We start from the raw sequence: 18,917 nt of genomic DNA, 5'->3' as shown, positions 1-18,917 counted from the left end.
TCTCTAATATAGAGCTTGATTCAGGAAATTTTCATAACAACATTTAAATGACATTTACAATAATCGCTAAAAAAACTCGACCCATTTATAACGGATCGAGTTTTTAATATGATTTTAATTTATTCGACTGCCTAACATATCGTTGAATCTCAGTACCCGACTTTGTTGTCATTCAACACATGTAGCTTTGAAATAAAGTTTGATCAAAAGCACCTCGAGAAACGTTGATTTCTTAACATTCCTGCCTTTTTCGTGTATTCCCTAACTTTGATTTGGGAACGTTATTTGGAATGGGATTGTATAGCTTAAGTAAACGTAATAATCAACTAAACTGTTGTACAAGAAAGTAAACAATGACCGATATAAAAAGTAAATATATTACATATTAGGAGGTTATAATGAATATTCAATTAGGAAATAGTAATTACCTTAGCACCCTAAAAAAAGATGGCTCCAATCGTTTATCAGATATTTTTACAAATAGCAAAATGAATACTGTTCCAATAAAGACCTCTTTATTTGCAACAGTATTTAATGATTTTTTGAAAGAAAAATCATTAGCAATAACTAATCCTAACGATTTGAAGTCTTCATTGGAATTACATCTTTTGGAGGACAAAGTTAATCAAACAGTTGAGCTTGAAAACAAGTATTGCTCGCTATGTGGTTCTATGATTGAAGATGATGGTAGTTGTCCATTATGTATTGTGCCAATATTTATAACTGGTAACAGCAACCAAACATTTCAAAACCAAAATGTTTCACAAGTAAATAATTCCTATGTAGAGTTTGAAAGTAGAGTACACCACCTGAAAGTAAAGAAACATCAATAAAATCACATGATACCAATTTAAAATTTATGAAAAAAGCACCTATTTAGTTGAATGGGTGCTTCTTTGTGGGGGGTATTCCCTAACTTTCATTTGGGAACGTTTATTCAATGTGAAATGCATATTTATTTTGTTGAATATGCATTTTGATAGGCTTCTTTTATCAGTGGCAAAACAGCTCTAAAATTTACGATTAAGTCATCCATTGTTTTTATAGGTTTGATAAACCCTATTTCGTAAACGCCCCATCTATCTTCTTCTGGCTCTATACAAACAGATATTGAAGGTTCTTTTTCTAGTCCCCATATTATGCCTGCTCTACTACCGTCTGGGGCTTGAACAAACCCATCTCCAGAAATGCAAGCACCCCCATTTTCAAAGTAAAAATGGTCAGTTATTTCACCGTAAATAAAACCATCCGTTTCGGTTTCTTTAACAAGTTCAAAATCACTATAACAAAGTTGTCCCATATATCTTCACTCCTCTAGAAAATCCTAACTCAACTGGTGTGTGGAATCAAAAATAAGGTTACCAAAGCGTCGTTTGGTAACATAAAGTGCGTAACGTTGTAAATCCGCATTTTTCTGATGTAAAGCGATAATAAAGTTGTTTAATTCTTATTGAACTAATGCACCGTTTGTTTAATAAGAAAAGCAAATCTAATAAAGAATAGTACATACTTATAATACGGTTCACCTTAATGTAGTTAGTTTCCATTTTCTATATATATCCTTACCAGCGATTCATCGCTATTTTCACCCAGACAACGTATAATAAGAGAAGCAGAAGAAGAATTCATTTTTCCTCTAGTTAAAAAAAGAGGTGCAATTACTTGAAACAGTTTGAAACAGCATTACCTGAGCAGTATGAAACATTAAAAAAACAGGCCAATTATACGTCTAGCTGGCGAGAGCGTTTAGACGCAGTCGAAATGTTATCGGCTTATCAACATGACAAAATCATAGATTTATTAAAAAATCGTATGCAGCATGATACTGTCAACAAGGTGCAATTAGCAGCCTATGAAGCACTCGCGGCGTTTGGTGAGGACGTAGAGAAGCCATCACCTGCACGTTTTGATATTATCAAAGGCACAGACAAAATTTTCCTGCGGGTGAAAAAGAGCTTGCCGAAGGACCATACAGTGGCAGACTTTGCGGATAAACTAAAACGTATGCGTTTAGATGTCTTTGATGCGTATGAAGGCGACAAAGGTGTACAATTTATGAACTGGTTAGAGGAACGTTGGGCAAAACTATAATCAGTAGTTTTGCAATTTATGAAGGAAAGTCATTCTCTCCGCTTGTGGAGGGAATGGCTTTTTCTTATCTTACGCTGCGGTTTATCGAAACTAATATTAAATTGTATTACTTCTTTTCTTTGATCATCTATCTTTATTGTTTAATGATAAAACAAACACCTTATTAATACAGATAGGTAAGCCTTTGAAGTTATCGCCAACTTTTCCCCCTGTCCACACCGTACGTGCGACTTTCACCGCATACGGCGTTCCAACTAATCCAATTCAATTAATCATCAACACTTCTGATATCAAAATACCTTCTATATCTCAATTCTTCCGTTTCAATAAGTTGGTGCCTCCCTTGGAAGGTGAACCTCTTTTAGTCTCACGAGAACCTTATTAACCGATAAAGATTTGCCAAGCATGATTAAGTAATTCTTCATTAGTCTAGTGGCTATCCCTCCACGTTCATTACACGCTTCAACGGTACTGTGCCACCACTTTCACTGATATAAAGGCAAGTTATACAGTAACTAGTATCTTTATTGCTTTCCTTGTCAACGTTTCTTAGGGGAGTAAGCCCTCCACGTTATCAGCTTACAATGTTGAATTATATCTATTATAGAATGAACTTAGGTGCTTCCTGTAAGCCTGTTAGCATTCATACGCCTGTAACGTATCATGGATTTTCATATTTGCTAGTCTTACTCACCCACATCTAACCTCACAATTTGGTGACATACACATTTCTATGTATCGCAGTACTTGCCTCTCCTTTTGTGCGTTGTGGATGGCACTTCCATTTTACCAAAGGATGGTTTCTTTTTGTTTTTCTTGACATAAAAAGGGGCAATCCCTCAGCAAATTTTCCATGGCTTTTGGGACAGCCCCACTAATCCTTTAACTGATAGAAAACCTGTTCAATTTTGCCTCAGTACCAAGCATGACAATGTTAAGCGCATTCCCTCGGCTATCTTGTCCCCTTCTGAAATAGAGACTGCGTAAAAAATTCTTGCTGTTCACGCGAGCAATCACCTGACTGCGACTTTTCGGCAAATGGCAGCATTGCGCTAAGCCGCTAATCCAATCAGCGATTTCTTGATGTGGAAGTAACTCTTTGTCAATCATCGTATCCACGATGTTGACCAACCGCTCATCATCCTCATCGCTAAAAATGTGTCTACCATTATGAAGCATGCCAGAAATAGCGACAAGTACCTCACGCAGCATTGCGACGCTGCTCTCCTCGCACTGCACCAGCTCGACAAAAACATCCGCACCGTGAGACGCGCTGTGAGCCCAGCCTCCTACTGAAAGGTAACCTCGCAGATCCTTCTCCTCTTTATAATAACGGAGCATTGCATGCATCAATTGCTCAATTTCCGCTTGATTGAAAAATGGATTCTGTCTGTGGCGTTGCACAATCAAAGCGATAGGTAAGGCAGAGAACGTCCTTGTAAAAACTGACTGATCATCCTCGTTGCCAATATTATAGAACAAATGGTTCTCATCAGTCAGAACAGTTAAGAGGCTACGCAACTCCTCTTCACTAAACCTATTCTCTTCCTTAATCCACATATAAAACATCGGATATATCAGGTTATCCCGTAATTCTGGCTGAGGATCGCCAATATATTGAAGTAACAAAGGTAAGAAATCTTGATGCTTCTCACCTTCGCGTAACTGATACTCATCCTTCTCAATTCTTTGCAAATCCAACATCAATTTGGTCCTTATATCGCTCATTTTCCCATCCCTCTCATCATTCGTTCACTTGCCTCGCCTTGATTCTCTTCGTAAATTGTGTTTAATAATTCTTTAGTCAGTTCCGTATATTCCTTCGTTCACTGATAGTCCCCTGCAGAGCAGAAGGTTTTCAAAGCGTACAATAAAACACTATATAAAATTCTGAAACTTGAATTTTGTATAGTGCTTCGTTGTGATTATTTCATGCCACGAATTGTACACGTGTCACTGCTTGATTTTGTCTGAAATTACCGTTGTAACCCAATGCAATGCCGTTATATGCTAGTGCGGCAATATAGTCATAGCTCCAATGTGTTGTTGGAACGTCCTAGAATGTGCTTGGTTCATTCGGTCGAAACGTGCAGTCTGGATAGCCTGTGATAATACCACGAGCTGCGATGTCTTCAATCATGTCCTTAGCCCAGTTTTCGTGGAGATATCGTTGAATGTAATATTAGGCTTTGGGTCTACAGGTTTTTCTAGTTGCTCTGGCCCTTCAGGTGTTGGCTCTATTGGTGTTGGTAAGGAATTCCGTCTTTTAGAACAAAAGCAGTTTTACTTTCCACACCTGTAGCAGATATAGACTTTATACCATATGTGTATACTTTACTATTATTTGCAATAGTATCTACATAAACAGTATTACCTTGTGTGTTATAAACCACGTCTACTATATTTTTAACGTCTTCATATGATTCTTCTTTTGTTCCATCAAATCGGTATATTACATATTTCCTTGGTTGAGTACTATTTTCATCTGTAATAGTAAGCTTCATGCCGAAAGACTCTTTACTCAATTTAACATCAGTTGGACATAAAGGTATTGCAGAGCCTTTCCAATAAATTGTAGGTGTTAAAGCTTTATAATTGTATAGTTGCTGATTTAGATAAGAAGCATATCCAAGAGCGTTATTGTTAATACTTCTTAGAGAAAAATGCATTTGTCCTTGAGCATTTTTATTTGCTCTGTTGGCGATTACTTGGCTGATAAGTTCCGTCTTATTATTCCATGCAGTATCAGGATCATTTCCAACTTTATGATTGGCCATGCCAATATATAGATTAACAGGATGGACTTTTGCGTACGTTTGAACTTCACTTCCCCACCAATCTAATAAAACAGAGTAATTTGCTGCTTTATTATTTCTGGACCAATAGATTTGAGGAGCAATATAATCGATACTTCCATCTTTAATCCACTGTCTTGTATCAGCATAAATATCATCGTAGTTACTCATTCCATTCGTGTTACTACCAGTAGAATCTTGCCCTTTGTTTCGCCAAATTCCAAACGGAGATATTCCATATTGAACATGAGGTTTAATTGCCTTAATGCTTGCATAAACCTTTTTTACTAATTGATTAACATTTTTTCTGCGCCAGTCTTCAATATTATTGAATGAGCCACCATACTTTTTAAAAGTTTGTTGATCTTGAAAAGTCTCTCCTTTTATTTTATAAGGATAGAAGTAATCATCCATATGTACAGCGTCGATATCATAGTTGCTTACTAATTCTTCTATGGTTGATAATAAGTAATTTTGAACTTCCGGCAAACCAGGATCTAAATAGTATTGTTTACCGTATTTCACTACCCAATTAGAATTTTTACGGGCTACATTATCGGCAGCAAGATTAGACAAAGATTGCGATGGCATAGTGACCCTATATGGGTTTACCCAAGCATGAAGTTCTAATCCTCGCTTATGTGCTTCGTCCAGCATTATTTGCAATGGATCAAAACCCGGATTGGTCCCTTGTGTATTGCCTGTTATATACGATGACCATGGAGCAAGCTTAGACGGGTACAGTGCATCATTTAATGGCTTAACTTGAAAAATAACTGTATTAAAGTTATCAGCTTTTAATTTGTCTAAGGTACTTTGAACCCATTGAGTATATTGGGTTTTACTCATACCTGCCTTCATATCAATATTAGATACTGTTGCAATCCAGGCTGCACGCATTTCATTTTGAGGTAGTGAATTAGCTGTAGCCTTTTGATTTGTAAAAACAGGGATAAGTAAAAGTAAAACAAAAAAAGTTACTAAGCACTTTCCAAAAAAATTTTTAAACATAAATAATGAAATCTCTCCTTTTAATTCTCAGCTATTAAAACCTAGCTGTTACTATAACCTAAGTAAATACCATATCAGCCTATTCTATAAAAGTAGGAACTGATTTATCCTTCCAAAAAGTGTCTTACAGTAATTAGGTCTGTAGCATTTTGTCGGCAGGACCCTCTATTGGTAATTTCGATTGTTTGCGAAGCTCGTCGGAAAACTTTATTCTTGTTTCTTCGCTCACTATATAATACCACAAATTCCATTCTACCCTCACCAGTAATTTCCATTCATTTAATATTCTTGACGCCAATTTTATGAGAGCGTTGAATAGCAATCATTTGGTAAATTGTTAAGTTCGTTTGATAAAGTGGACCATACGGTGGAAGGATTGGAAGAAATTATTCACAAGATAAACATCAGTTTTAACATAAATGTCCAATAAAAAAATCATCTCAAAGGATAACTAAAGAGATGATTTTTATCAAACTTTATTACAAATTATCAATCTTTATTATAAACGATTGCTTTAGTTTTTGTTAAAACGGTAAAAAGAGAAATAGCAATAATTAACATAAGAACTTTTTTCATAAGAAAAGCACCTCATATTCAGTGTTCTCTATAACTGACAGTTTATCCCACTAGACTGCGCCATTAGTTGAATAACTGACAGTTTTTCTTATCTCTAATATAGAGCTTGATTCAGGAAATTTTCATAACAACATTTAAATGACATTTACAATAATTGCAATAAAAAACTCGATCCATTTATAACGGATCGAGTTTTTTATATGATTTTAATTTATTCGACTGCCTAACATATCGTTGAATCTCAGTACCCGACTTTGTTGTCATTCAACACATGTGAACTCTAACTCAACAATTACTCAACAGTCACCGATTTAGCCAAGTTACGTGGTTTATCCACATCACAGCGACGGTGTAGTGCTGCATAATAGCTAATTAACTGTAATGGCACTACAGATACAAGTGGTGTTAATAATTCATGAACATGAGGGATAATTAAACGGTCACCGTCTTCATCTACGCCAGCCATTGCAATAATGCATGGGTATGCTCCACGTGCAGCTACCTCTTTGACGTTACCACGGATGTTTAATGCTACTGCTTCTTGTGTTACAAGAGCAAACACTGGTGTACCTTCTTCGATTAAGGCTATCGTACCGTGTTTTAACTCACCACCTGCAAAACCTTCTGCTTGAATGTAAGAGATTTCTTTTAGCTTCAAGGCACCCTCAAGGCTAACATAGAAGTCTATGTTACGGCCGATGAAGAATGCGTTGCGTGCGATTTTTAAGTAGTCCTCTGCGATATCCTCTAATACATCTTTTGAATCGATAATTGTTTGAATACCGTTTGCCGCAATCGCAAGCTCTTGTTTTAAATCGTATTCTAAGCCTTTGCCATTAGCTTTCGCAGTTACATATGCTGCTAGAGCAAGTACAGCTACTTGTGCTACATAGGCTTTTGTAGAAGCTACTGCAATTTCTGGGCCTGCATGTAATAAAAGTGTATGATCCGCTTCACGTGATAGTGTAGAGCCAGGTACGTTTGTAATTGTTAATGTTGGATAACCAAGCTCTTTAATTTTCACAAGTACTTGACGGCTATCTGCTGTTTCACCTGATTGTGTAATAAAGATAAACAACGGTTTTTCTGAAAGTAATGGCATATTGTAGCCGAACTCACTTGAAATATGAACTTCCACTGGAATACCAGCCATTTTTTCGAAATATTGCTTACCAATTAGACCTGCGTGATAGCTTGTTCCGGCTGCAATAATATATAAACGGTCTGCTGCTTGTAATGCTTCTAAAATAGTAGCGTCAATTGTTAATTCGCCATTCTCACCTTCGTATGCTTGAATGATTTTACGAATAACTGTTGGCTGCTCATCCATTTCTTTTAGCATATAATGAGGGTACGTACCTTTTTCAATATCGCTCATATCAAGCTCTGCTGTATATGGTGCACGCTCTACTATTGACCCATCTAACTTTGTAATTTCAACGCTAGCTTTGTGTACGATTACGACCTCTTTATCGTGTAGCTCCACATATTGGTCTGTTACCTGTAGCATCGCCATCGCATCTGAAGCTACAACATTGAAGTCTTCACCAACACCTACTAAAAGTGGAGATTTGTTTTTCGCAACGAAAATTGTATCAGCTGCTTCTGCATCTATAAGAGCTAATGCGTAAGAACCGTGTAATAAAGATAAAGTTTTACGGAACGCCTCAGTAGTGCTTAAACCTTCTTTCACAAATAGCTCTACTAATTGCACGATGACCTCTGTATCTGTATCAGATTTCATCGGAATCCCTTTTAAATATGTTTTTTGTAATAAATGATAGTTTTCAATAACCCCGTTGTGTACTAGCGTAAAGCGTCCTGACGTACTTTGGTGAGGGTGTGCATTCAAACGGTTTGGCACACCATGAGTTGCCCAACGTGTATGACCAATACCCACTTTTGCTGCAACGTCCTCGTCCACTGCGTCACGTAAATCTGCAATACGCCCCTTTTCTTTAAAGACTGTTACACCTTCTTCGTTACGTACTGCAATACCCGCTGAGTCATAGCCACGGTACTCTAGTTTCTCTAAACCTTTTAATAAGATTTCCTTTGCATCTGATTCACCAATATATCCTACAATTCCACACATAAATTTCTTATCCTCCGATATTGTCAATTTGACGCAATGACAAACTAGACCTCAACCTATCGAATTTTTTTATGAATGTAAAAGCTATGCTTAATTTTTTATAAAATAAGCATACAAATACATACATATTATCAACACTCATTCAGCCGTCTGAATAATTACATTCGATACGAGAGGTTTCTCTATTTATCTATTGCTTTAACTATACCTTCTCCATTTTCTGTACATTTGATCACTCAAATGCTTTCAAAATGAAAAGTGACAATCGGGTATGTCGATCGGGAGGCATCCGCCGAATTCTCGATAAACCTCCACCTCGTCTGCTGAAGATCGTTTCGTCCAATTTCTCCAGCTCAGGCGCTATAATTGTTTTCCGATTTTGCGCTTTCTTCCCTCCTTATGCGCTCGTTAAATGATAAGGTCGGACCTCATATTCAACTTCACTATCATACTCAATCATATGCTGTACGTCAAATTTTCGTTATAAAAAACACCTATTTACCCTACTTTTTAGTGACGAAAAGTAGACAAATAATCTGCAATAAGCATTTTCTTGATATTCTTATTAAAAATACGATGTGGTTTTCCTTTGATGTAGGATGCTTTAGGCCAACACGACGTAATTTGCATTTATCTCACCACTATAGATGTGGGAGACTTCTGTACCTGTCGCTTTGCTTTCGCTACAGAAAATAATTGCTGAAAGAAGTTAAAACATAAAAGGCACAGGCAAATTCACTTGTGCCTTTTCAGCTTAGCCTTCTTTACTCTCCAATAATTTTACAATTTCTCGATTAAATGCTGGTAGATCCTCCGGTGTGCGACTCGTTACTAATTGTTTTTGGCAAACAAACACTTCCTCATCATGGAATATCGCACCTGCATTTTCTAAATCTACTCGAATTGATTTGTAGCCCGTTGCGTCACGACCATTTAATGTTTTTGCTGTAATGAGTAATTGAGGTCCGTGACAAATAGCAAAGGTTGGTTTCATCTCATCCATAAACTCCTTTACAAATGCCACAACACGATCATCTACACGTAATATATCAGGAGAAAAACCACCTGGGATGAACAATGCATCAAATTCTGAAGCATTTACCTCATCGATTCCTTTATCAATTTTTACTTTCTCTCCATGCTTACCTTCAACTTCAATGCCTGCTGTCGTATCAATCGTTATTAGTTCATGACCTGCCGCTTCTAATGCTCCTTTAGGACTCGTATATTCAGCGTCCTCAAACATATTAGTAATCACTGTAGCAATTTTAGCCATTGCAATATAACACTCCTTGTAATTGTGACTCTGTACTACTGTTCCCATTCTCTTCGAAAACATTCATTTTTCCGTTGGGTCAATGTCGTTCTATTCTTCACTTTCATTTGTACAGAATCCTAAAAAATAAAAAACTCGACCTCCTATTAAAGGAAATCGAGTTAACCTTCATTCAGTAGGTGTTTATCACCCACTGAATGAAGAGTTACTATTTATTCTGTTAAGCCCATTTCAGTACGGACAACATCTGCTATACGCTCTACGTAACGCTCACAGTCTTCCTCTGTAGCCGCTTCCACCATTACACGTACAAGTGGCTCAGTACCAGAAGGACGCACTAACACGCGACCGTTACCAGCCATATCTGCTTCTACTTCAGTAATCACTGCAGCAACTTTTGCATTTTCCGTCACAGCATGCTTGTCTGTTACACGTACGTTAACTAAACGCTGAGGGAAAATTTTCATCTCAGAAGCAAGCTCTGACAGTTTTTTACCTGTAGATTTCATAATGTTGACAAGCTGAATACCCGTTAATAAGCCATCACCAGTTGTGTTAAAGTCAAGGAAAACAATATGACCAGATTGCTCGCCACCTAGATTATAATCATTAGCACGCATTTCTTCCACGACATAACGATCACCTACAGCTGTTTGAACACTATGCATTTTGTTATCTTCAACAGCTTTATAGAAGCCCATGTTACTCATAACCGTCGAAACGATTGTTTGCTTCTTCAAGCGACCAACAGCATTTAAATGCTTCCCAATGATGAACATAATTTGATCACCATCAACAATTTTACCATTTTCATCTACTGCGATTAATCGGTCACCATCGCCATCGAATGCTAAACCAACATCAGCACCCTTTTCTGTAACAAATTTAGCTAACCCTTCTGGATGTGTTGAGCCGACACCGTCATTAATGTTTAAGCCTGTTGGTGAGGCACCCATCGTTGAGATATCCGCTTCTAAATCTGCAAATAGGTGTGTAGCTAGTGAAGACGTAGCACCATGGGCACAATCTAATGCTACATGGATGCCATCAAATTCTTCAGTCACTGTTTGTTTTAAGTATTGAATATATTTTTGTCCACCCTCGAAGTAGTCGCTCACAGAACCTAAATCTGCCCCGATTGGACGTGGCAATGTATCTTCTTGTGCATCTAATATTGCTTCGATTTCGGCCTCTTGCGCATCAGTTAGCTTAAAGCCATCAGGACCGAAAAATTTAATACCATTATCAGCAACTGGGTTATGTGAAGCTGAAATCATGACGCCCGCATTTGCGCTCATAATTCGAGTAAGGTAAGCCACACCTGGCGTCGAAATAACACCAAGACGCATTACCTCTACTCCGATTGATAAAAGACCAGCTACAAGTGCACCTTCAAGCATTTCACCTGAAATACGTGTGTCACGACCGATTAAAACCTTTGGACGGTCAGTTGCATCCTTCGTTAAAACATAGCCACCTACGCGGCCAAGCTTAAATGCAAACTCCGGTGTTAATTCACTATTCGCGACGCCACGGACGCCATCTGTTCCAAAATATTTACCCATTTTGATTATTCTCTCCTTCAATGCAAGACTGTGGTCACGCTTGTCTACACTGACAACTAGACCGCTCGTCCGCTTACTTTTGGAAAAGTTTATTTTCGTTCATTCATTGGTAACTAGTAATTATACCCCCATGCAATTTATCTGGGCTTGTATATCAGCACAGATAAATTTAGCATAGGGTATTTTGATTTTAGCCTGAGCAACTTTTTTCGTTAATGTTTCATGAAAATGAGTACCCTTACCGATAGAGAACGAAATCTCTACTGAATCAAAATAAAATTATAGTCAGTTATTGATTAAGAAGCAATATCTTCTGTTTTCTCAGTAGGCGACGTGTTGTTATCAGAAGGAGTGCTAGTTTCCTCTGAAGGTGGCGAAGGAGTAGGTGTAGGAGCAGGAGGGGTAGTAGTTGTTGTCGTTGTTTTATCCTGCTCTACCTTCGTAATATCTGCTTTAACTTTAATTTTTGGATCAGATATTTTTGTCACACCTTCTGGCAATTTTACATCAAATTCATAAGTTTTTGATTCTGTAATTTTTGATAAGTCAACCTCTAACGGTATTGCAGTTAAAGCATCTATGCTAGATTTTTTACCGTATACTCTCACCTTTGTAGGACTAATTGTTAATTGGTTGACGGTAATACCATTCGCCGTTTTCCCTATTTCCTTCAGCACAACCGGCAACTCTCTGCTGTAAGCTCCAATATCGACTTGTACCTTCACAGTTTCCGGTTGAATCGTCACGTCTAACTTATTTAAATCACGATCTAGTACTTTAACCGCCGCTACTTGTGAAAACGGTTCATTCAAGCCTTTTTCACCCGTTACAGTAGCTTTTACATAGCTAATGTTTTCAATTGCACTTTTAGCTCCTGTAACATACACAGTAGCAGGATTAGCAGTCATGCCATTTAAAATATATCCTTCTTCAATTAAACGAGTGTTTAGCTCAGGGTCAACACGAAACTCCTGTGTGACTTTTTCCTCAATGTTTACCTTTACAATCGCAGGGTCTAATGTTACTTGTAGCTTCTCCGAAAGATTTTCGTATTGTAGCCTAACATTATGCTGACCTATAAGTAATTTACTCAAATCCGCAAATACAGAAAAATCCTTCGTCGCCTGAGCTTGTAAAACGAGTGTCATTGGACCTTTTATCGTAACATTCACCGTCTTTGGTATCCCTGTTACAATGAGGTTCTTATCGTCATAAAAAACATCTACCGGTACATCTCGAATTACCGCTGTTTGCTCACTCATTATTGTTTTATTTGAAGGAGATGATTCAGTACGAACGGAGAAAAATAACAATAAGGCTAAAATTAGCGCAACGATTCGTAACACCCAAGGGCTATCCATCATTTTATCCATTCTTTTTCCCCCTCCAAGTTAACTTAGAGGCTGCATTTGATTCCTGTGCCGATCCGAACCACATTTTACGTAACAGTCCTTCGAATTCCTCTAAAGAAAGATTTCGATGTAGATTACCATTCAGTGTAATACTAATGGCACCTGTTTCCTCTGATACGACAATAGTAATGGCATCTGTCACTTCACTTAAGCCAAGTGCAGCACGGTGACGTGTCCCAAGCTCTTTTGAGATAAACGGACTCTCAGAAAGCGGTAAATAACAAGCTGCTGCCGATATTTTATCTTTCTGCATGATAACTGCTCCATCATGTAGCGGAGTATTAGGGATAAAAATGTTGATCAGTAACTCAGATGAAATCTCAGCATTTAGACCTATGCCCGTTTCGATATATTCATTTAGACCAGTTTCTTTTTCAATAGAAATTAACGCCCCTATACGACGTTTGGCCATATAACTAACAGATTTCTTCATAGCTTCAATAAGCCTTGTCTGTTCTTCTTCAACTTGACTAATTGAACGCTGGAATAACTTCCCTCTACCAATTTGTTCAAGACCGCGTCTTATTTCAGGTTGAAAAATGATAATAATCGCCAAGAAACCGAAATCGATGACTTGTTGTAACAACCAACCTAACGTTTCTAACCCTAAAAATTCTGTAGCAAGGCGTGCAATAATAATTACGAAAATTCCTTTTAATAATTGGACAGCCTTTGTACCTTGAATGAGGGTTAAAATTTTATAAACAACGTACCATACGAGCAGTACATCTAATAAGTTAATAATAATATTCACAGGTGTTAAATTAGCGAAATGTTCGATAATTTGCACGTGGCATCCCCCACTTTTCATTGCGAATCCATACACATTTAAGTATAGCACATTCTTATCAAATGTAACTTTTTTCAAATAAAAAGTCTACTCAAAAGAGTAGACCTTTCAGCCTCTCACGTGCACTATCTATTAGGACGTATAGAGTGTTATTTAGTTGCTTGCTTGCTTCTCTTCGAATGTTACAGCAGACTTCACTGAACTTTTAATCGTATACCAAAGCCATTCGAATACTTCGTCAATTTCTTCTATTTTTCCTGAAACAACTGCTGAAGATGCCATATACTGTCCATTAATAACAGTGACATTGCCATCCACTTCACCTTCAACAATTAAATCACCATTTTTAACAACAATATCGCCTTTTACAACTTCTCCCTTTGGCACAATAACCGTTTGACCATCAACAACTAGGTTCTTCTGTTTGGTCACGGAAAAATGTTGGTCATCCATGAAACTACCTAGTAAAGTTGCACTCATGAATAAACAAAAAACTGCTGCTGCCACAAAGAATGGATGCCGGCGAATCCACTTTTGCATACCTACACGACTTTTGGGTTTCGGTAAACGAGCCATCACGGCTTCTTCAAAATGCGGAGGCGCTGTAATGTGGGAAGCACTCTTCACAAAGGCGATTGTTTCACTTAATTCCTGCATCAATTGTTTACAATCACTGCATGTATGCAAATGTCGTTTTAACTCTTGCTCATGCTCGCGACTAATGTCACCATCTAAATAATCATGGATATAGTCTATTACATGCTCTGGACAAGTATTCATGACGCTTCCCTCCTACAGATTGTTTAATTGCTTACGTAATGCTTCACGTCCGCGGTGAATCCTCGTTTTCACCGTTCCAAGAGGCATATCTAAAATCTCGCTAATTTCCTGTAATGATAATTCTTCAATATATTTTAATACTATAACTGAACGATATTTATCCGGCAAACGTCCAATCTCAAATTGAATGCGATCTTGTAATTCCATTTGCTCTATCTGTTCCTCTGGTAGCTGGTCATCTGCTGCGATCTGCGAATACATATCTAGCCCTTCTGTACCAGCTACTTCCGCATCTAAATAGTAATCCGGCTTTTTCTTTCGAATGCGGTCTATACAAAGGTTTGTCGCTATGCGATAAAGCCACGTTGAAAATTTTCTTTTCTGATCAAAAGTATGCAAGTTCATATAGGCACGAACAAACGCTTCTTGTGCAATGTCCTCAGATTCTTGTTTGTTCCCTAACATCCTATAGCATACTTGGTACAGTTTGTGCTGATAGAGACTCACAATATCTGCAAATGCGTTTTGATCGCCTTTAAGCACTTGTTTTATTTTCTTGTTTACTAACGCATCCATTGTGTTGATTTCTCCACCTTTACAACTGTCTTATACTTTACGGCCCATCGATAAGAAAAGTTTCATTTTGTTATTAATTATAGCAAATAATTTTTATACATTGTGGCAATAGGCAATTTTTTGTCAAATTTCTTTAAACTAGGGTTTCACCAAATAAGGAGCCCATTAACGCTACCGCAACATCAGCTGTTCTATTCTTTTCATCTAAAATTGGATTAACCTCAACGAATTCAGCAGATGTTAACATACCTGATTCCTGAAGCATCTCCATCGCCAAATGGCTTTCTCGATATGTAATACCACCAGGTACAGGTGTTCCAACTCCTGGAGTATAAAGTGGATCTAACCCATCTAAATCCAGCGATAAATGCAAACCATCTACATTACGCTCTCTTAAATAAGCAAGAGCGTCTTCCATTACACGTGTCATTCCAAGACGATCTACCTCGTGCATTGTATACACTTTGATTCCTTGCTGACTTATTAATTCACGTTCTCCTGGATCTACGGAACGTGCTCCAATAATAATGACGTTTTCAGGTTTAATTTTTGGTACATTATTACGAATTTTCACTAAGCGTTCATGACCGAGCCCAATGCTTACAGCTAACGGCATACCATGTATATTGCCAGACGGTGTCGTTTCAGGTGTGTTTAGGTCAGCATGCGCATCAAACCAAATAACACCTAAATTTTTATAATGCTCACCAAGCCCTGCAAGTGTGCCAATAGCAATGCTATGGTCGCCACCAAGTACAAGCGGAAACTCCTTTTGTTCAATTGCTTCATTTACACTGTTTGCTAAGGATGTACTTACATCGATAACTTCCTCTAAATTAAGTAGCTGTTTATCAACAATAGTACCTTGCTTTTGACTAACACGTATATCCCCTTGATCATGTACTACATGCCCAATAGCTTCTAAGCGTTCTACAACACCTGCGTAACGGATAGCACTCGGCCCCATATCTACCCCTCTGCGAGTTTGCCCATAATCAGTTGGTACCCCAATAATAGAAATATTTAGTTTATTCATCTTTTCATACCCCCTTTAAGTTATAAGACTATTGTAAAGCCTACATCCTACTTGGCTCAACCTTACAATTTCATGAATATTTATACAATTAAATGGAGCATAAAAAAATCTCCTGCTGTTTTCAGCAAGAGATTAGTATCTGTAGTTAATGTTACACTTTATTTTATAAAAGTGAGCCATGAAGGACTCGAACCTTCGACCCTCTGATTAAAAGTCAGATGCTCTACCAACTGAGCTAATGGCTCAAAAAATAATAATGGCTGGGGTACTAGGATTCGAACCTAGGCATGACGGAATCAAAATCCGTTGCCTTACCGCTTGGCTATACCCCAATCATTTATAAAAAAACTGGTGGAGGGGGACGGATTCGAACCGCCGAACCCTAAGGAGCGGATTTACAGTCCGCCGCGTTTAGCCACTTCGCTACCCCTCCGAAATAACACATTATGGTGGAGGATGACGGGCTCGAACCGCCGACCCTCTGCTTGTAAGGCAGATGCTCTCCCAGCTGAGCTAATCCTCCATGGAAACAGGTGTTTATTTCTTCACAGTTTATTTTCTTTTTAAGCCTTTGCATTACTACAACGCTTTGAAAATGGTGACCCCTACGGGATTCGAACCCGTGTTACCGCCGTGAAAGGGCGGTGTCTTAACCACTTGACCAAGGGGCCATTTCTTATGTCTCAAAGAAGACAATATTTATATTAACATTACTTCCTTTTCAATGCAACACTTTTTTATAATTTTTTATATGTATAACATCATTATCTTAAAAATGAGCAAAAAAATGGCTCCGAAGGCAGGACTCGAACCTGCGACAACCTGATTAACAGTCAGGTGCTACTACCAACTGAGCTACTTCGGAACAATACTATTCAATTTGGTTTTTAAAACCTCTCAAGTACATTTATTATTATAGCAAGCATTATAAATTATGCAATACTTTTTGTGAAAATTTTTATATTTTTTGTCGAAACTTTCCTTTACATTAAGCCGAAACCTAATAGTTCTCTATTAAATCTAATATTTCTATTTTATGTACAGAATATTCTTGCTGTATATTATTGTAATTGTTAAAATGAAAATAGTTTTATGAATTTTCTATTAAATTTGTTTGGGGGAGGAATGTTCACATGGTAACAAACGATTTAATTGCACCAGAATTCTATAATATTACAGAGGAATTGGAGAAATTTTCTTACGATAGCGATCGTCAAGCACTACGATGGTTAAATACTCAACAGGATCGCCGAACAATTTCCTATGTTGAACTTGTTCAAAAAATGAATCAATACGCGCACGCCTTGACGAAGAAGGGGCTTCAAAAAGGGGATCGCGTATTAGTTATTATTCCACGTCTGCCTGAGGCTTATTTTGTCTTTCTTGGCTGTCTAAAGGCTGGAATTGTTCCTATTTCATGTTCAGAAATGTTACGTGCAAGTGATTTAGAGTATCGTATGGAGCACTCTTCTGCAAGGGCAGTAATTGCCTATGAAGCGTTCACTAGTGAGATAGATCGTATTACTTCTTCAGTAGAGGCTTTGAATAATAAATTGGTTATAGGTACTGATACAGGTGATTGGACATCTTTAGATGAATTGGCAAGTACACAACCAGATACATTTACAGCAGCTGCTACTAAAAGAGACGATATGGCATTTCTTTCTTATACATCTGGCACCACTGGCAAGCCAAAAGGTGTTGTCCATTCACATGGATGGGGATATGCACATATTAGAACAGCCGCTTCTCAATGGCTTTGTGTCCGTGAAGGTGACTTAGTTTGGGCTACTGCAGCTCCAGGGTGGCAAAAATGGATTTGGAGCCCATTTTTATCGACTATTATGCTGGGCGCAACTGCATTTGTATATCACGGAGGATTTGATGCAAAAACATACCTTCAACTGCTTCAAGATGAAAAGGTCAATGTTTTATGCTGTACTCCAACGGAATATCGAATTATGGCGAAGCTTGATAATTTAAAAGACTATAATCTATCTTCTCTACGTAGCGCTGTTTCTGCTGGTGAACCATTAAATCGACCAGTCATCGAAACATTTATGAACAACTTTAGTCTTAAAGTGCGCGATGGCTATGGCCAAACGGAAAATACTTTATTAATCGGCACACTTGAAAATACTGAGTTACGTCCGGGTTCAATGGGTGTTCCTACCCCAGGTAATATTGTCCGTATTATCGATCATGAGGGCAACGAGGCACCGATTGGAGAAGTTGGAGATATTGCAGTACACAAATCATCTCCTGCACTATTTAAAGAGTACTATCGTGAGCCTGAACGTACACAAGCTGCCTTCCGAGGAGATTGGTATATTACTGGTGACCAAGCCAAATGCGATGAAGACGGCTATTTCTGGTTTGAAGGTCGAGGAGATGACATCATTATTTCATCAGGTTATACAATTGGGCCATTTGAGGTAGAGGATGCTTTAAATAAACATGAGGCTGTCCAAGAATGTGCTGTAGTTGCAGCACCCGATGAAATTAGAGGACATATTGTTAAAGCCTTTGTCATCTTACGTGAAAGCTTTAGAGACCGTGATGAGGACGAGTTAACAAAAGAACTACAGGAGCACGTTAAAGCATTAACAGCACCTTATAAATATCCTCGTAGTATTGTCTTTATTGATGAACTACCAAAAACAACTTCTGGGAAGATTCGTCGTATAGAGCTACGAGCAGCAACTGTATAAAATAATAGTAAAGAGACATTTCACCAATCACTTGGTTGAAATGTCTCTTATATATTGATATTATTTAATATTCTTTTGAAATATAAAAAAAAGCCACTACTGAGCTTATCAGCAGCGACTTTTTGCGCCTAGCGACGTCCTACTCTCACAGGGGGAAGCCCCCAACTACCATCGGCGCTAAAGAGCTTAACTTCCGTGTTCGG

At 37.9% G+C, this 18,917-nt stretch carries 15 protein-coding genes, 6 tRNA genes and 1 pseudogene; 3 read left to right on the top strand and 19 right to left on the bottom strand.

Annotated elements, in window-relative coordinates; all coding sequences use genetic code 11:
- The first annotated feature begins 398 nt into the window (after positions 1–398).
- Positions 399–833, top strand: coding sequence for a hypothetical protein (locus AMS59_RS00100; protein ID WP_053481747.1), 435 nt, complete (start codon positions 399–401; stop codon positions 831–833).
- 122 nt (positions 834–955) lie between these two features.
- On the opposite strand, the gene AMS59_RS00095 is transcribed toward AMS59_RS00100, so the two are convergent.
- Entirely contained in the window at positions 956–1,300 is a 345-nt protein-coding gene (locus AMS59_RS00095) for a hypothetical protein (RefSeq protein WP_053481746.1), read from the bottom strand.
- A 362-nt stretch (positions 1,301–1,662) separates the two neighbouring features.
- On the opposite strand from AMS59_RS00095, the gene AMS59_RS00090 reads away from it, so the two are divergent.
- A complete protein-coding gene (locus AMS59_RS00090; protein ID WP_053481745.1) occupies positions 1,663–2,091 on the top strand; it encodes a HEAT repeat domain-containing protein in 429 nt (142 codons plus the stop codon).
- 882 nt (positions 2,092–2,973) lie between these two features.
- Here AMS59_RS00090 and AMS59_RS00085 read toward each other — a convergent pair.
- The 18 genes and pseudogenes from AMS59_RS00085 to AMS59_RS00010 all read right to left on the bottom strand — a co-directional run bounded on the left by AMS59_RS00085 (position 2,974) and on the right by AMS59_RS00010 (position 16,868).
- Positions 2,974–3,819, bottom strand: a complete 846-nt coding sequence (locus AMS59_RS00085; RefSeq protein WP_053481744.1) for a DUF2785 domain-containing protein — start codon at positions 3,817–3,819, stop codon at positions 2,974–2,976.
- A gap of 202 nt (positions 3,820–4,021) precedes the next feature.
- Positions 4,022–4,135, bottom strand: a pseudogene (locus tag AMS59_RS26585) (S-layer homology domain-containing protein); the annotation flags it as partial.
- A gap of 12 nt (positions 4,136–4,147) precedes the next feature.
- A complete protein-coding gene (locus AMS59_RS26080) occupies positions 4,148–4,267 on the bottom strand; it encodes an S-layer homology domain-containing protein (RefSeq protein ID WP_369814290.1) in 120 nt (39 codons plus the stop codon).
- Between the two features lie 61 nt (positions 4,268–4,328).
- Complete coding sequence (locus tag AMS59_RS00080) at positions 4,329–5,897, bottom strand: glycoside hydrolase family 10 protein (RefSeq protein WP_053481743.1); 1,569 nt, start codon at positions 5,895–5,897, stop codon at positions 4,329–4,331.
- Between the two features lie 868 nt (positions 5,898–6,765).
- Positions 6,766–8,568 carry a glutamine--fructose-6-phosphate transaminase (isomerizing) gene (gene glmS / locus AMS59_RS00075; RefSeq protein ID WP_053481742.1) on the bottom strand — a complete coding sequence of 601 codons (1,803 nt, stop codon included), beginning with the start codon at positions 8,566–8,568 and terminating at the stop codon, positions 6,766–6,768.
- 754 nt (positions 8,569–9,322) lie between these two features.
- Positions 9,323–9,844, bottom strand: a complete 522-nt coding sequence (locus AMS59_RS00070) for a type 1 glutamine amidotransferase domain-containing protein (protein WP_053481741.1) — start codon at positions 9,842–9,844, stop codon at positions 9,323–9,325.
- Positions 9,845–10,056: 212 nt separating this feature from the next.
- Positions 10,057–11,409: a phosphoglucosamine mutase gene (gene glmM / locus AMS59_RS00065; protein WP_053481740.1), complete on the bottom strand. Its 1,353-nt coding sequence runs from the start codon at positions 11,407–11,409 to the stop codon at positions 10,057–10,059.
- A 296-nt stretch (positions 11,410–11,705) separates the two neighbouring features.
- Positions 11,706–12,782 (bottom strand): YbbR-like domain-containing protein, encoded by a 1,077-nt coding sequence (locus AMS59_RS00060; protein WP_053481739.1) that lies wholly within the window; start codon positions 12,780–12,782, stop codon positions 11,706–11,708.
- Entirely contained in the window at positions 12,775–13,611 is an 837-nt protein-coding gene (cdaA, locus tag AMS59_RS00055) for a diadenylate cyclase CdaA (protein WP_156304516.1), read from the bottom strand. Before cdaA ends, AMS59_RS00060 begins: the two co-directional genes overlap by 8 nt.
- Before the next feature lie 153 nt (positions 13,612–13,764).
- Positions 13,765–14,391 (bottom strand): anti-sigma factor, encoded by a 627-nt coding sequence (locus AMS59_RS00050; protein ID WP_053481738.1) that lies wholly within the window; start codon positions 14,389–14,391, stop codon positions 13,765–13,767.
- 12 nt (positions 14,392–14,403) lie between these two features.
- The gene (gene sigW / locus AMS59_RS00045; protein ID WP_053481737.1) at positions 14,404–14,967 is read right to left on the bottom strand and encodes an RNA polymerase sigma factor SigW; all 564 of its coding nucleotides are present in this window, start codon (positions 14,965–14,967) and stop codon (positions 14,404–14,406) included.
- 133 nt (positions 14,968–15,100) lie between these two features.
- Positions 15,101–16,003, bottom strand: coding sequence for an arginase (rocF, locus tag AMS59_RS00040; protein ID WP_053481736.1), 903 nt, complete (start codon positions 16,001–16,003; stop codon positions 15,101–15,103).
- Positions 16,004–16,175: 172 nt separating this feature from the next.
- Positions 16,176–16,248, bottom strand: a tRNA-Lys gene (locus AMS59_RS00035).
- A gap of 12 nt (positions 16,249–16,260) precedes the next feature.
- A tRNA-Gln gene (locus tag AMS59_RS00030) sits at positions 16,261–16,335 on the bottom strand.
- 17 nt (positions 16,336–16,352) lie between these two features.
- A tRNA-Tyr gene (locus AMS59_RS00025) sits at positions 16,353–16,436 on the bottom strand.
- Positions 16,437–16,450: 14 nt separating this feature from the next.
- Positions 16,451–16,526 (bottom strand) — tRNA-Val (locus AMS59_RS00020).
- 73 nt (positions 16,527–16,599) lie between these two features.
- Positions 16,600–16,674 (bottom strand) — tRNA-Glu (locus tag AMS59_RS00015).
- 117 nt (positions 16,675–16,791) lie between these two features.
- Positions 16,792–16,868: transfer RNA gene (locus AMS59_RS00010), tRNA-Asn, on the bottom strand.
- 268 nt (positions 16,869–17,136) lie between these two features.
- On the opposite strand from AMS59_RS00010, the gene mbcS reads away from it, so the two are divergent.
- The gene (gene mbcS / locus AMS59_RS00005) at positions 17,137–18,714 is read left to right on the top strand and encodes an acyl-CoA synthetase MbcS (protein WP_053481735.1); all 1,578 of its coding nucleotides are present in this window, start codon (positions 17,137–17,139) and stop codon (positions 18,712–18,714) included.
- Positions 18,715–18,917: the final 203 nt, after the last annotated feature.

It is taken from the genome of Lysinibacillus sp. FJAT-14745 (genome assembly GCF_001275675.1).
Classification (GTDB): Bacteria; Bacillota; Bacilli; order Bacillales_A; family Planococcaceae; genus Lysinibacillus.
Note: the sequence above shows the minus strand (reverse complement) of the source record. Positions and strands in the feature narration are given on the sequence as shown.

Excerpts from the sequence above, each read along its gene's own strand:
- AMS59_RS00100 (WP_053481747.1), top strand. The coding sequence starts at position 399 with ATGAATATTCAATTAGGAAATAGTAATTACCTTAGCACCCTAAAAAAA.
- AMS59_RS00095 (WP_053481746.1), bottom strand. The coding sequence starts at position 1,300 with ATGGGACAACTTTGTTATAGTGATTTTGAACTTGTTAAAGAAACCGAA.
- AMS59_RS00085 (WP_053481744.1), bottom strand. The coding sequence starts at position 3,819 with ATGAGCGATATAAGGACCAAATTGATGTTGGATTTGCAAAGAATTGAG.
- AMS59_RS00080 (WP_053481743.1), bottom strand. The coding sequence starts at position 5,897 with ATGTTTAAAAATTTTTTTGGAAAGTGCTTAGTAACTTTTTTTGTTTTA.
- glmS (WP_053481742.1), bottom strand. The coding sequence starts at position 8,568 with ATGTGTGGAATTGTAGGATATATTGGTGAATCAGATGCAAAGGAAATC.
- AMS59_RS00070 (WP_053481741.1), bottom strand. The coding sequence starts at position 9,844 with ATGGCTAAAATTGCTACAGTGATTACTAATATGTTTGAGGACGCTGAA.
- glmM (WP_053481740.1), bottom strand. The coding sequence starts at position 11,409 with ATGGGTAAATATTTTGGAACAGATGGCGTCCGTGGCGTCGCGAATAGT.
- AMS59_RS00060 (WP_053481739.1), bottom strand. The coding sequence starts at position 12,782 with ATGGATAAAATGATGGATAGCCCTTGGGTGTTACGAATCGTTGCGCTA.
- AMS59_RS00050 (WP_053481738.1), bottom strand. The coding sequence starts at position 14,391 with ATGAATACTTGTCCAGAGCATGTAATAGACTATATCCATGATTATTTA.
- sigW (WP_053481737.1), bottom strand. The coding sequence starts at position 14,967 with ATGGATGCGTTAGTAAACAAGAAAATAAAACAAGTGCTTAAAGGCGAT.
- rocF (WP_053481736.1), bottom strand. The coding sequence starts at position 16,003 with ATGAATAAACTAAATATTTCTATTATTGGGGTACCAACTGATTATGGG.
- mbcS (WP_053481735.1), top strand. The coding sequence starts at position 17,137 with ATGGTAACAAACGATTTAATTGCACCAGAATTCTATAATATTACAGAG.